Genomic DNA, 12,553 nt, shown 5'->3' on the forward strand with positions numbered 1-12,553 from the left:
CGGCGCGGCGGCGGGGCGGGCGCCCCGCCGCCGTCGGACGCGTCCGGTCAGGCCTTGCGGGCCCCGGGGTGGCGGCTGCACCAGCCGTCCCACGCGGAGGCCACCATCTCCGCCACGTCGTGGCGGGCGCCCCAGCCCAGCTCGCGGCGGATCAGGTCGGCCGAGGCCACCACCCGCGCGGGGTCGCCGGCGCGGCGCGGGGTCACCTCGGGGGTGGTGTCGTATCCGGTGACCTTGCCGATCACCTCCAGCATCTCCTTGACGCTGACGCCCTCGCCGCGGCCGATGTTGAGCACCAGCGAGGTCTCGCCGACCGGGTCGGCGGCCAGCCGCTTGGCGGCGGCGACGTGGGCCGAGGCGATGTCGGAGACGTGGATGAAGTCGCGGACGCAGCTGCCGTCCTGGGTCGGGTAGTCGTCGCCGAAGACCCGCGGGGCCTCGCCGGCGGTGAGCCGCTCGAAGACCATCGGGATCAGGTTGAAGACCCCGGTGTCGGACAGCTCGGGGGAGGCCGCGCCGGCCACGTTGAAGTAGCGCAGCGCCACGGTGGAGATGCCGTGGGCCTTCCCGGCCGCGGCGACCAGCCACTCGCCGGCCAGCTTGGTCTCGCCGTACGGGCTCATCGGGGCGCACGGGGTCGACTCGGTGACCAGGTCGACGTCCGGCATGCCGTAGACGGCGGCGGAGGAGGAGAAGAGGAAGCGCTTGACCCCGCCCTCGGCGGCGGCCTCCAGGACGGTCTGCAGGCCGATCATGTTCTCCCGGTAGTAGAAGAACGGCTGCTCGACGGACTCGCCGACCTGCTTCTTGGCGGCGAAGTGCAGGATGCCCTCGATCGCGTGCTCGCGGATGGCGGCGTCCAGGACGGCCCGGTCCAGGGTGGAGCCCTCGACCAGGGCGACGCCCTCCGGCAGGCGGGAGGCGTCGCCGGTGCTGAGGTCGTCCAGGACGGCGACGCGCTCACCGGCGTCGAGCAGCTGGCGGACGACGTGCCCGCCGATGTATCCGGCACCGCCGGTGATCAACCAAGTCATGGGCCGATTCTAGGGTGTTCGGGTTTCCGTGGTGAGTGCCGGGCGAGTCGAACCGTCAAATCGGACAAATCGGTGAAATGCTGACAAAGATTTCCGTGCTCCCAGCGTGGTGACGAATCGGAGGCAGCCAGGTGAGCCGAAAGAAGGAACACGCCCGCCCCCTGCCGGCCGGGCCCCGGCCGACCGGACCCAGGACGGTCCACGGCCGGCTGCTCGTACCCGGCGCGGTGGCCGTACTGACCGCGCTGGCGCTGGCCGGGTGCAGCAGCGGCTCCTCCACGTCCGCCTCGTCGGCCGCGGGCTCCCCGTCGGGCTCCGGCTCGGCCAGGCCGGCCTCGTCGGCCCCCGCGCGGTCGGCCGACGGGAACCAGTTGCAGGACGACTACCAGCGGGTCATCGCCGACGTGCTGCCCTCGGTGGTGCAGATCACCACCGGCGACAGCCTCGGCTCCGGGATCGTCTACGACGACAAGGGCGACATCGTCACCAACGCCCACGTGGTGGGCACCGCGACCACCTTCACCGTCACCCTCGCCAACAGCACCAGGTCGCTGGACGCCACCCTGGTCGGCAGCTACCCCGACACCGACCTCGCGGTGATCAAGCTGAGCAGCCCGCCGAGCGGCCTCAAGCCGGCCGCCTTCGGCGACTCCGGCAAGGTCCAGCTCGGCCAGATCACCCTGGCCATGGGCAGCCCGCTCGGCCTCTCCAGCAGCGTCACCCAGGGCATCGTCTCGGCCACCGGACGGACCGTCTCCGAGCCCAGGGGCGGCGGCTCGCCCGGTGCCACCATCGGCAACATGGTGCAGACCTCGGCCGCGATCAACCCGGGCAACAGCGGCGGCGCGCTGGTCAACCTGGACAGCCAGGTGATCGGCATCAACACGCTCGCGGCGACGGAGCCCGAGGCCAACGGCGCGGCCGCGCCCGGCATCGGCTTCGCCATCCCGGCGTCCACCATCACCAACATCACCGACCAGCTGATCAAGCAGGGCAAGGTCACCAACTCCGGCCGGGCCGCGCTCGGCATCACCGCCCGGACCAGCTTCAACCAGCAGTTCAAGCCTGCCGGCGCGGTCATCGTGGCGGTCACCGCGGGCGGCCCGGCCGCCTCGGCGGGGATGCAGGCCGGCGACGTGATCACCAAGATCGGGGACGCCGCGGTCGACTCGCTGAACGCGCTCACCACCGCGCTCGCCTCGCTCACCCCGGGCGACAAGGTCACCGTCGCCTACACCAGGGACGGCAGCAGCCAGACCGCCACCGTCACTCTCGGCACCCTGGAGAGCCCCTAAGGGCCCGTCCGGCCGGGCCGCACGCCGCGCAGGGGCTCCGCGGACCGGCCGCCCCACCGGACCGGCGCCGGGACCTCGTCACTGCCTCGACGAGGTCCCGGCGCCGTGCCGCGCTCCGGCTCAGCGGCGGGCGGTGCGGGTGCGCCAGGGCAGTTCGACGGTGATGCTGCTCGGGCCGCCCTCCGGGCTCTGCACCAGGAGCACCCCGTCCACCGCGCGGATCCGCTCGGTCAGCCCGGCCAGGCCGCTGCCCGGGTAGGGGGCGGCGCCGCCCTTGCCGTCGTCCTGGACCAGCACCATCAGCTGGTTGTCGGAGCGCCAGACGTCGACCGAGGCGGTGCGGGCCCCGGCGTGCTTGGAGACGTTGGTCAGCAACTCGCTGACGGTGAAGTACGCGATGCCCTCGACCGCCGAGTCCGGGCGCTCGGCCCGGCCGTCCGGCCCCTTCAGGTCGACGTTCACCTTGACCCCGCCGGGGACGGTGCAGCGGGCGGCGACCGCGGACAGGGCCGCGTCCAGGCCGCGGTCGGTGAGCACCGCCGGGTGGATGCCCCGGGCCAGGTCGCGCAGCTCCTGGAGGGCCAGCTTCACCTCGCCGTGCGCGTTGTCGACCATCTTCGTGGCGGCCGCCACGTCGTCCTCGGTCTCGACCTCGCGCAGCCGCTCCTTGGCCATGCCCAGGTCCATGGCCAGCGCGACCAGGCGGGCCTGGGCGCCGTCGTGCAGGTCGCGCTCGATCCGGCGCAGGTCGGCGGCGGCGGTGTCGACCACCGTGCCTCGGTCGTCCTCCAGCTCGCGCACCCGCTCGGCCAGGGCGCCCGGGAAGAGCAGCGACTCGATCAGGATCCGGTCGATCGCCGCCAGCGCCCGGATCACCCAGGGCAGCACCGGCCACATCACGGTGACCGCGACCAGGGTCACCGTGAAGCTCAGGATGCCCCAGGGCAGCATCAGCACGTTGTAGAGCGCCGAGCGCCAGTTCAGCAGGTCGGTCAGGTGGGCGATGGTGAAGCCCACCACCCCCGGCCGGCGCGGCCGCACCGGCTCCGGCTCGTGGATCGCGGAGTCGTACGCCGCCCGGGCCCGCCGGCGGCCCAGCCCGCCCAGGGAGCGGGAGACGGCCAGCCCGCCGGCCAGCAGCGGCAGGCCGACCACGGTGATCGACATCCCCAGGCCGGCCGTGAGCGTGATGGCGGTGAGCGCGAAGCCGGCGACGCCGAGCGGCAGGTTGAGCAGCAGCTGGCCGACCTGCCGCCACATCCGCGCACCGTACAGCGGCGAGCGGCCCATCTGAGCGTCCTGCTCCTTGATGGCGTCCACGGTGCGGCGGTGCAGCGGCTTCATCTGGATCTACCGTCCCTCTTGGTCGAGCTGGTGGACCAAGCTTCCCGAACCCGGGGCGGAAGATGCCATGGGGGTGATACATCTTCCGGGACGGGGGTTATCCCTACCCCCGTCCTGGTCGTCGGGCCACTGCCCGGTGCTCGCGGGAGTGTCCACCGGACGTCTTGCGGAGCGGGCAGGGTTCGGGCGGAGCGGAGCCGTCCCCTTAGACTCACGCATTGGCCATGATTATGACCGTGCGAGGAAACGTCGTAGAACTGCCTTGAGGGGCTGTTCACGGCCGAGGTGGAGGGCGAAGGCATGGAGGGGCAGCATGCGGCTGCCGTCGCGGCCGACCCGGCGGTCGGCGGCGGCTACTTCGACGCGTACGCCGCGATGGGCCTGCTGGCCGTCGTCGGGGTGCTCTTCGTCGCCGTGGCGTTCACGGCCAACCGACTGCTGCGGCCGGTGGTCTACTCGCCCGAGAAACTCCTCGCCTACGAGTGCGGGGTGGACCCGGTGGGCGAGGACTGGGCGCACACCCAGATCCGCTACTACGTGTACGCCTTCCTGTACGTGATCTTCGCGGTCGACGCGATCTACCTGTTCCCGTGGGCGACGGTCTTCGCCACCGCCGGATACGGCGCCGGAACGCTGATCGAGATGTTCCTCTTCATCGGCTTCCTCGCGGTCGGCCTGCTCTACGCCTGGAAGAAGGGCGTTCTGGAATGGACGTGACGCACACCCACTCGCACGGCGCCCAGGGCGGCCCGGTCCCGCTCGGCCTCCCGGACCCGTCGCGCCCCGGCGCCGTCGAGCGCCGTGGCATCGGCCCGCTGGCCCGGCTCGCGCCCGACCCGGTCAAGGTCGTGCTCAACTGGGGCCGCCGCTACAGCCTCTGGTGCTTCAACTTCGGCCTGGCCTGTTGCGCGATCGAGTTCATCGCCGCGTCCATGGCCAAACACGACTTCATCCGGATGGGTGTCATTCCGTTCGCGCCCGGACCCCGTCAGGCCGACCTGATGATCGTCTCGGGGACGGTGACCGACAAGATGGCGCCCGCCGTCAAGCGCCTCTACGAGCAGATGCCCGAGCCGAAGTACGTCATCTCCTTCGGCGCCTGCTCCAACTCCGGCGGCCCGTACTGGGACTCCTACTCGGTGACCAAGGGCGTGGACCAGATCATCCCGGTCGACGTCTACGTGCCTGGCTGCCCGCCCCGGCCCGAGGCGCTGCTCCAGGGCATCCTCAAGCTCCAGGAGAAGATCGCCGCCGAGTCGCTGCCCGACCGCTACACCGCGCCCGCGGCGGCGCTGCGCCGCCCGCTGGTGACGGGGCCTTCGACCGAGGGAGGGGTCTCGTGACTTCCGCCGAGCAGTACGCGGCGTCGGTCGGGGAGTGGGCGACCGGCGCCGAGGCTTACGGGCTGGTCACCGTCGACGTCCCCGCCGAGCACTGGATCGAGGCGCTCACCGGTGCCCGCGACACGCTCGGCCTGGGCTACTTCGACTGGCTGAGCGCCGTCGACGAACTGGCCGAGGGCTTCTCCGTGGTCGCCCACCTCGCCTCCGCCGACGCCCCGGGCGTGCGCCACCTGGCGCTGCGCACCCGGGTGCCGCGGGACAAGGCCGCGCTGCCCACCGCCGTCCCGGTCTACGCGGGCGCCGCCTGGCACGAGCGCGAGACCCACGAGATGTTCGGCATCGACTTCCCCGGACACCCCTACCTCGCCACCCTGCTGCTGCCGGACGGCTTCGAGGGGTACCCGCTGCGCAAGGAGTTCGTGCTCGCGGCCCGGGTCGCCAAGGCCTGGCCGGGCGCCAAGGAGCCGGGCGAGTCCGACCACGGCGACGGGCCCGCCCGGCGCAAGATGCAGCCGGCCGGGGTGCCGGACCCGAACGAGTGGGGGCCGCTGAAGGGCACCCTGCCGCCGGTCGCCGAGCGGCCCGCGCGCGGTGCGCGGGCGGCGGGCGCGGTCGGGCGGACGCCCCGGGCTGCTGGGGCTGCTGGTGCTGGTGCCGGTGCCGGTGCTGCTGCCGGTGCCGAGGGCGCGGCGGTGCGGGCGGACCGGCCGCGGCGGACCAGGACGGTGGCGGAGGGGTCGGCGAGTCAGGCGGGGGCCGAGGCTGCCGGTGCCGGTGCTCCGGCTGCTGCTCCGGCTGCTGCTCCGAGCGCTGCTCCGGCCGCTGCTCCGGCCGCCGGCGAGGCGGCGCCCGTGGTGCGGGCGGACCGGCCGCGCCGGGTCAGGTCGGTGTCCGACGGATCGGTCAGCCAGGCTGCGGAGCCGGCGCCCGCCGAGGCCGCCGAGGCCGCTGCGCCTGCCGAGCCGAAGGCCGGGGGCGCGGCGTCGCCGCGGACCCGGTCCTCGGACGCGCCCTGGCACAACCCGGTGCCCGCACACGACGAGCCCGCGAAGTCCGCCGAGGCGCAGGCCCCGGCCGAGCCCGCGAAGCCTGCGGAGGAGCCTGCCGAGGAGCAGGCGCCCGCCGAGCCGGCGAAGCCCGCCGCGCCTGCGGGCGAGCAGGACGAGACGTCGGCCGGACCGGCCGGCCAGGACGGAGACGGCGCGTGAACCTGCTCGACACGGTGCTGCGCTGCGTCGCCACCCTGGTCGTCTTCCTCACCTTCCCGCTGGTCATCGGCCAGACCGAGCACAAGGTCATGGCGCACATGCAGGGCCGGCTCGGCCCGATGTACGCGGGCGGCTTCCACGGCTGGGCGCAGCTCGTCGCGGACGGCGTGAAGTTCGCGCAGAAGGAGGACATCGTCCCGGCCGGGGCGGACCGCCGGATCTTCCAGCTGGCGCCCGCCGTCTCGCTGCTGCCGTACCTCTTCGTGCTGCTGGCGATCCCGGTCGGCCCGAACGGCTTCGTCGGCCAGGCGATCGACGCCGGCCTGTTCTTCGTGCTGGCCGTGATGGGCGTCGGAGTGATCGGCAAGCTGATGGCCGGCTGGGCCTCGGCGAACAAGTTCTCGCTGCTCGGCGGCCTGCGCACGGCCGCGCAGCTGATGTCGTACGAGCTGCCGATGGTGCTGGCGGCGGCCTCGGTGGCGATGGCCGCCGGCACGCTCTCGCTGCCCGGGATCGTGGACGCCTGGGAGTGGTACTGGCTGCCCTGGCAGCTCATCGGCGCGTTCGTGTTCTTCACGGCCGGTCTGGCCGAGCTCCAGCGCCCGCCGTTCGACATGCCGGTCGCCGACTCGGAGATCATCTTCGGCGCGTACACCGAGTACACGGGCCTGCGCTTCGCACTGTTCCTGCTGTCCGAGTACGTGGGCATCCTGGTGGTGTCGGCGCTGACCGCGGTGCTCTTCCTGGGCGGCTGGCACGGCCCGCTGGCGGACCAGCTCGGCTGGCTCTGGATGATCCTGAAGACCTTCGCGCTGGCCTTCGTGGTCATCTGGTTGCGGGTCACCTACCCGCGTCTGCGCGAGGACCAGCTGATGCGCTTCGCGTGGACCGTGCTGATCCCGCTCGCCCTCGTCCAGCTGGCCCTGACCGGCGTCATCAAGGTGGCGATCTCATGAGTTTTCCCGGTGCCGGCCTGGCCAAGGGCCTGGCCGTGACCCTGCGGACGATGACGAAGAAGACCGTCACCGCGCAGTACCCCGATGTGCAGCCGGTGCTGCCGCCGCGTTCGCGCGGCGTCATCGCGCTGCTGGAGGAGAACTGCACGGTGTGCATGCTCTGCGCGCGCGAGTGCCCGGACTGGTGCATCTACATCGACTCCCACAAGGAGACGCTGCCGGCCGCCGAGCCGAACGCGCGGGCCCGCACCCGTAACGTGCTGGACCGGTTCGCCATCGACTTCTCGCTCTGCATGTACTGCGGGATCTGCATCGAGGTGTGTCCCTTCGACGCGCTGTTCTGGTCGCCCGAGTTCGAGTACGCCGAGACCGACATCCTGGAGCTGACCCACGAGCGGGACAAGCTCCGCGAGTGGATGTGGACCGTCCCGGCGCCGCCGGCGCTGGACCCGGCGGCCGAGGAGCCCAAGGAGATCGCCACCGCGCGCAAGGCTGCGGACAAGCTGGCGGCCGCCGCGATCGCCGCAGCCGCCTCGGCGGCCTCGGATGAGGGGGAGGCCCAGTGAGCGCCGCCGCCCTGCTCGCGGCGACCGGCTCGCTGGAGCCGGCCGCCCGTTCGTTCCTGTCCCCGACCGGGGTGGAGATCGTCTTCCTGCTGGTCGGCATCGCCGTGCTCGGCTCGGCCGTGGTCGCCGTCAGCACCAAGCAGCTGGTGCACGCCGCGCTCTGGCTGGTGGTCGCGCTGGGCGGGCTGGCGGTGGAGTTCCTGCTGCTCACCGCCGAGTTCATCGCCTGGGTGCAGGTGCTGATCTACCTCGGCTCGGTGATCGTCCTGGTGCTGTTCGGGCTGATGCTCACCAAGGCACCGATCGGGCGCTCGCCGGACGCCGACTCCAAGAACCGCTGGGTGGCCCTGGCCGTGGCGCTCGCCTCGGCCGGGACGCTGGTGACGCTGGTCGTCGACGCCTTCCGGACCTCCTGGATCGACCTCGGCGCGGGGGGCGGCTCGGCCGCCGTCACCGGGGCGAGCCTGTTCCGCCACTGGGTGCTGCCCTTCGAAGCCCTTTCCGTGCTGCTGCTGGCGGCGCTGGTCGGCGCGATCGTGCTGTCGCGCGGGTCGAAGCGGCGGGTGCCGCCGCCCCGGGCGGGCCGGCTGCGCGCCGGCCGGCCGGTGGGCTCGAACGGGACCGTCGCCGCCACCGTGCCCCGGCCGGCGCCGGAGAGCCCGGCGGCCGCAGAGGCTGCGCCGTCCGCGCCGGAGGAGAGCTGATGCACCTCGCCTACCCCGTCGTCCTCGCCGCGCTGCTGTTCAGCGTCGGCGTGTACGGCGTGCTCGCCCGGCGCAACGCCGTCCTGGTCCTGATGTCCGTCGAGCTGATGCTCAACGCCGTCAACCTCAACCTGGTCGCCTTCGACACCTGGCTGCGCGACTCGCTGCACGCCGGCCAGGCGCTCACCCTGTTCACCATCACCGTCGCCGCCGCCGAGATCGGGCTGGGGCTCGCCATCGTCCTGCTGCTGTTCCGGGCCCGGGGCACCGCGGACATCGACCGGGCCACCGCGCTCGGCGATCCGGCGGAGCCGCTCGCCGAGGAGACGCCGGCCGGAGCCGAGGCGCTGAAGGGCCAGGCCGCCGCATGAACCTCGCCCTGCCCGCCCTCGTCCCCGCGCTGCCCGCACTCGGGGCCGCCGCGACCCTGGCCGTCGGCAAGAAGGCGCCCGGCCTGGCCCGGCCGCTGGCCATCGTGCCGGTCGCCGTCTCGGCCGTGCTCGCCCTGGTCGTCGCCCTCCAGCTCGGCACCGGCCAAGCGCTGGACGCCGCCACCCGGCTCACCCCGACCGGCGGCCCGGACATCGCGCTCGCCCTCCACCTGGACGGCTTCAGCTCGCTGATCTCCGTGCTGGTCGGCCTGGTCGCCACCTGCGTGCAGGTCTACTCGACCGCGTACCTCAGGAAGGACCCGCGCTACCCGTCGTACGCCGCGCTGGTCTCGCTGTTCACCGCGGCGATGTTCCTGGTGGTCTACTCGGGCGACCTGATCGTGCTGCTGGTCGGCTGGGAGGTCATGGGCATCTGCTCGTACTTCCTGATCGGCCACCACTGGGAGACCGAGGACGCCCGCTCGGCCTCGCTCAAGGCCTTCCTGGTCACCAAGCTCGGCGACGTGCCGTTCCTGTTCGGGATCTTCCTGCTCGGCGCGGACGCCGGCAGCTTCCGGATCCCCGACGTGCTGGCCGCCGCGACCGACGGGCGGCTCGGCCACCCGACGCTGATCGCCCTGCTGCTGCTCGCCGGGGTGGCCGGCAAGAGCGCGCAGTTCCCGCTGCACACCTGGCTCCCGGACGCCATGGCCGGCCCGACGCCGGTCTCCGCGCTGATCCACGCCGCCACCATGGTCGCGGCCGGCATCTACCTGGTCGCCCGGCTGCTGCCGGTGTTCCTGCTGTCGGGTGCGGCGCTGGTCGTGCTGGCCGTGATGGCCGCCGTGACGATGATCGGCTCGGCGCTCTGCGCGCTCGCCCAGGACGACCTCAAACGGGTGCTCGCCTACTCCACCGTCGGCCAGCTCGGCTACATGGCCGGGGCGCTGGCCGCCGGCGACCGCGAGGCCTCCGTCTTCCACCTGGTCAGCCACGGCGCCTTCAAGGCGCTGCTGTTCCTGGCCGCCGGCGTGGTGATCCACGCCGCGCACACCAACTCGATCTCCGCGATGTCCCGGATCCCCGGGCTGCGCAAGCGCGTCCCGGACGCCTACTGGACGATGGGCATCGCGCTCGTCGCCCTGGTCGGGCTGCCGCCGTTCTCCGGCTTCTTCAGCAAGGAGGCGGTGCTGACCGCCGCCGAGCACGCCGCCAACGGCGAGGCGCTCACCAACGGGCTCGGCCCGGCCTCGGCCGTGCCGGAGGCCGCCGGGTGGATCGTGCTGATCTCCGCCGGACTCACCGCGCTGCTCACCGCCGCGTACGCGACCCGGCTCTTCCTGGTCAGCTTCCACAGCCCGCAGGCTGAAGGGGCGCAGGCTGCCGCAGCGTCTCAGGCCGGAGCGTCGCAGGCCGTGGCGCCTGCGGCCGGGCACGAGGCGGACGCGCCGTACTCGCCAGAGCTCGACGAGGCCGACCCGGCCACCGCCGAGCCGCCCGCGATGCGCTGGCCGCTCTGGGTGCTGGCCATCCCGACCATGGGCTTCGGCGTCGCCGGGCTGCGCTCGGACTGGCTGCCCGCGCTGCTGGACGGCGGCTCGCTGCGCCCCTCGGCCGTCACCGCCGTCATCGGCACCGGGCTCGCCGTGGTCGGCGTGCTCGCGGCGTACGGCGCCTGGCGCTCGGCGACCGCGCGGCTAGCCACCGGCCGCCCGGCCCCGGCCGACGCCGGCCGGGTGCCCGAGCAGGCCGGAGCCCCGGCCGCCGAGGTGATCGTCGCCGACCCCGGGCGCACCCTGCTCGGCCCGCTGTTCGGCCCGGCCCGGCACGGCTTCGGCGTCGACCGGCTGTACCACGCGCTGTTCGTCCGCCCGGTGACCTCCGCCGCCCGGCTGGTCCGCTTCCTCGACCGCGAGGTCGTCGAGACCTACGTGCGCGGCAGCGGGGTCGGCGCCAACCTGCTCGGCCGGGCCGTCCGGCTCGCGCAGACCGGCAACGCGCAGACCTACCTCAGCGCGCTGCTCGCCGGCGTCGTCCTGCTGGCCGTCCTGGTGGCGGTGTAGCGGATGCCGTACCCCCTCTCCCCGGTTCCCCCGATTCCGACCGCCGCCCGTAGGAGCCCCCGATGAACGCAGTCCTCATCGCCCTCCTGGTGCTGCCGCTGCTCGGCGCCGCGCTCACCCTGGCGCCGGTGTTCGGCCGGGAGCCGGCCGCCGCCGACCGGCGGGCGCTGCGGCTGAACACCGTCGTCACCGGCGCGGTGCTGCTGCTCACCGTCGCCCTGGCGGCCGGATTCGACCACGACGAACCCGCCCGGATGCAGGCCACCACCGACGTGTCCTGGATCCCGGCCCTCAACGTGCGCCTCCACCTCGGCGTGGACGGCGTCTCGCTGCCGCTGATCGTGCTGACCGCACTGCTCACCTTCCTCTGCGCGCTGTACTCGGAGAAGCGGCTGCCGGGCGGGGACGCCCGGGGCGAGGCCGCTGATGGGCGCCGTCCGTCGGCGAAGGCCTTCGTCGGGCTGTTCCTCCTCCTCGAAGTCGGCATGCTCGCCACCTTCGCGGTGCTGGACCTCCTGCTCTTCTTCCTGGCCTTCGAGATCGTGCTGATCCCGATGTACTTCCTGATCGCCCGCTGGGGGAGCGGCGCGAAGGCCCCGGCCGCCAACCGGTTCATCCTGTACACGCTGCTCGGCTCGGCCGTGATGCTGCTCGGCTTCCTGCTGATCGGCAGCAAGGCCGGGACCTTCGACATGCAGGCCCTGGCCGCCGCGCACGGCAACGGCCTGAGCCACACCACCCAGGTGATCGCCGCCCTGGCGATCATGGTCGGGCTCGCGGTCAAGGCCCCCGCCTGGCCGCTGCACAGCTGGCTCCCGGACGCGCACACCGCCGCTCCGACGGTCGGCTCGGTGCTGCTCGCCGGCGTGCTGCTGAAGATGGGCACGTACGGTCTGGTCCGCGTCCTCCTCCCGGTCGTGCCCGACGGCACCGCGACGCTCGCCCCCTACCTGGGCGCGTTCGCCGCCGTCGGCATCGTCTACGGATCACTGGCCTGTCTGGCGCTGGCCCGCCCCGGCGCCAGGGGCGACCTCAAGCGCCTGATCGCGTACTCATCCGTCGGCCACATGGGCTTCGTGCTGCTGGGCATCGCCTCCCTCACTCCGGTGGGCGTCAACGGCGCGCTGTTCGCCAACATCGCCCACGGTCTGATCACCGGTCTGCTGTTCTTCCTCGTCGGCGCCCTCAAGGACCGCTACGGCACGGCGGACCTCGACACCCTCTCCGGCGCCACCGGCGCCGCCCTGTACGGCCGCGCCCCGCGGATCGGCGCGCTGCTCGCCTTCGCCGCCGTCGCCAGCCTCGGCCTGCCCGGCCTGGCCGGCTTCTGGGGCGAGCTGCTCGCCATGTTCGGCGCGTTCGACCCGGCCGACGGCCTGTCGCGCCCCGCGTTCGTCACCTACATGGTCCTGGCCGGTCTCGGCACCCTCCTCACGGCCGCCTACCTGCTGATCGTGGTCAAGCGCGTCTGCATGGGCGACCCCAAGCAGCCCGCCCCGGTGGACCAGGTCGCCGACCTGCGCCCGTACGAGGCCGTCAGCTGGACTCCGCTGGCCGCCCTCACCCTGCTCGCCGGCCTCTGGCCCGCGCTCCTGCTCGGCCTCTCCGACCCCGCCGTCAAGCACCTCCTCGGGGGTGGCTGACCGTGCTCGGAGCCCAGATCGCCGCA

The 12,553-nt window shown here is 73.2% G+C and carries 12 protein-coding genes; 10 read left to right on the plus strand and 2 right to left on the minus strand.

All coding sequences use genetic code 11. The features are described from left to right. Positions 1 to 47: 47 nt before the first annotated feature. Positions 48 to 1,034 (minus strand): UDP-glucose 4-epimerase GalE, encoded by a 987-nt coding sequence (galE, locus tag ACIO9K_RS15735; RefSeq protein ID WP_400330197.1) that lies wholly within the window; start codon positions 1,032 to 1,034, stop codon positions 48 to 50. Between the two features lie 209 nt (positions 1,035 to 1,243). On the opposite strand from galE, the gene ACIO9K_RS15740 reads away from it, so the two are divergent. Then, a complete protein-coding gene (locus ACIO9K_RS15740; protein ID WP_400330504.1) occupies positions 1,244 to 2,329 on the plus strand; it encodes a S1C family serine protease in 1,086 nt (361 codons plus the stop codon). A gap of 120 nt (positions 2,330 to 2,449) precedes the next feature. Here ACIO9K_RS15740 and ACIO9K_RS15745 read toward each other — a convergent pair whose 3' ends face one another. After that, positions 2,450 to 3,619, minus strand: coding sequence for a sensor domain-containing protein (locus ACIO9K_RS15745; RefSeq protein ID WP_363618047.1), 1,170 nt, complete (start codon positions 3,617 to 3,619; stop codon positions 2,450 to 2,452). A 429-nt stretch (positions 3,620 to 4,048) separates the two neighbouring features. Between ACIO9K_RS15745 and ACIO9K_RS15750 the strand changes: the two genes are divergently transcribed. The 9 genes from ACIO9K_RS15750 to ACIO9K_RS15790 all read left to right on the plus strand — a co-directional run bounded on the left by ACIO9K_RS15750 (position 4,049) and on the right by ACIO9K_RS15790 (position 12,527). After that, positions 4,049 to 4,390 (plus strand): NADH-quinone oxidoreductase subunit A, encoded by a 342-nt coding sequence (locus tag ACIO9K_RS15750; RefSeq protein WP_371522778.1) that lies wholly within the window; start codon positions 4,049 to 4,051, stop codon positions 4,388 to 4,390. Beyond that, positions 4,381 to 5,016 carry an NADH-quinone oxidoreductase subunit B family protein gene (locus ACIO9K_RS15755; RefSeq protein ID WP_363579962.1) on the plus strand — a complete coding sequence of 212 codons (636 nt, stop codon included), beginning with the start codon at positions 4,381 to 4,383 and terminating at the stop codon, positions 5,014 to 5,016. The genes ACIO9K_RS15750 and ACIO9K_RS15755 overlap by 10 nt, the downstream gene beginning before the upstream one ends. After that, positions 5,013 to 6,224: an NADH-quinone oxidoreductase subunit C gene (locus tag ACIO9K_RS15760; RefSeq protein WP_400330200.1), complete on the plus strand. Its 1,212-nt coding sequence runs from the start codon at positions 5,013 to 5,015 to the stop codon at positions 6,222 to 6,224. The genes ACIO9K_RS15755 and ACIO9K_RS15760 overlap by 4 nt, the downstream gene beginning before the upstream one ends. Continuing rightward, positions 6,221 to 7,180, plus strand: a complete 960-nt coding sequence (gene nuoH / locus ACIO9K_RS15765) for an NADH-quinone oxidoreductase subunit NuoH (RefSeq protein WP_371518357.1) — start codon at positions 6,221 to 6,223, stop codon at positions 7,178 to 7,180. The genes ACIO9K_RS15760 and nuoH overlap by 4 nt, the downstream gene beginning before the upstream one ends. Then, a complete protein-coding gene (locus ACIO9K_RS15770; protein WP_400330203.1) occupies positions 7,177 to 7,746 on the plus strand; it encodes a NuoI/complex I 23 kDa subunit family protein in 570 nt (189 codons plus the stop codon). The genes nuoH and ACIO9K_RS15770 overlap by 4 nt, the downstream gene beginning before the upstream one ends. Continuing rightward, positions 7,743 to 8,450 carry an NADH-quinone oxidoreductase subunit J gene (locus ACIO9K_RS15775; protein ID WP_363617869.1) on the plus strand — a complete coding sequence of 236 codons (708 nt, stop codon included), beginning with the start codon at positions 7,743 to 7,745 and terminating at the stop codon, positions 8,448 to 8,450. Before ACIO9K_RS15770 ends, ACIO9K_RS15775 begins: the two co-directional genes overlap by 4 nt. Then, complete coding sequence (gene nuoK, locus ACIO9K_RS15780; RefSeq protein WP_350876976.1) at positions 8,450 to 8,821, plus strand: NADH-quinone oxidoreductase subunit NuoK; 372 nt, start codon at positions 8,450 to 8,452, stop codon at positions 8,819 to 8,821. The genes ACIO9K_RS15775 and nuoK overlap by 1 nt, the downstream gene beginning before the upstream one ends. After that, positions 8,818 to 10,884, plus strand: coding sequence for an NADH-quinone oxidoreductase subunit L (locus tag ACIO9K_RS15785; RefSeq protein ID WP_400330207.1), 2,067 nt, complete (start codon positions 8,818 to 8,820; stop codon positions 10,882 to 10,884). The genes nuoK and ACIO9K_RS15785 overlap by 4 nt, the downstream gene beginning before the upstream one ends. Before the next feature lie 62 nt (positions 10,885 to 10,946). Continuing rightward, complete coding sequence (locus ACIO9K_RS15790; protein ID WP_400330210.1) at positions 10,947 to 12,527, plus strand: NuoM family protein; 1,581 nt, start codon at positions 10,947 to 10,949, stop codon at positions 12,525 to 12,527. Positions 12,528 to 12,553: the final 26 nt, after the last annotated feature.

It is taken from the genome of Kitasatospora sp. NPDC087271 (assembly GCF_044744605.1).
Classification (GTDB): domain Bacteria; phylum Actinomycetota; class Actinomycetes; order Streptomycetales; family Streptomycetaceae; genus Kitasatospora.

Coding starts and splice junctions, on each gene's coding strand:
- ACIO9K_RS15755 (WP_363579962.1), top strand. CDS start 4,381: ATGGACGTGACGCACACCCACTCGCACGGCGCCCAGGGCGGCCCGGTC.
- ACIO9K_RS15750 (WP_371522778.1), top strand. CDS start 4,049: ATGGGCCTGCTGGCCGTCGTCGGGGTGCTCTTCGTCGCCGTGGCGTTC.
- ACIO9K_RS15790 (WP_400330210.1), top strand. CDS start 10,947: ATGAACGCAGTCCTCATCGCCCTCCTGGTGCTGCCGCTGCTCGGCGCC.
- nuoK (WP_350876976.1), top strand. CDS start 8,450: ATGCACCTCGCCTACCCCGTCGTCCTCGCCGCGCTGCTGTTCAGCGTC.
- ACIO9K_RS15785 (WP_400330207.1), top strand. CDS start 8,818: ATGAACCTCGCCCTGCCCGCCCTCGTCCCCGCGCTGCCCGCACTCGGG.
- galE (WP_400330197.1), bottom strand. CDS start 1,034: ATGACTTGGTTGATCACCGGCGGTGCCGGATACATCGGCGGGCACGTC.
- ACIO9K_RS15745 (WP_363618047.1), bottom strand. CDS start 3,619: ATGGGCCGCTCGCCGCTGTACGGTGCGCGGATGTGGCGGCAGGTCGGC.
- ACIO9K_RS15770 (WP_400330203.1), top strand. CDS start 7,177: ATGAGTTTTCCCGGTGCCGGCCTGGCCAAGGGCCTGGCCGTGACCCTG.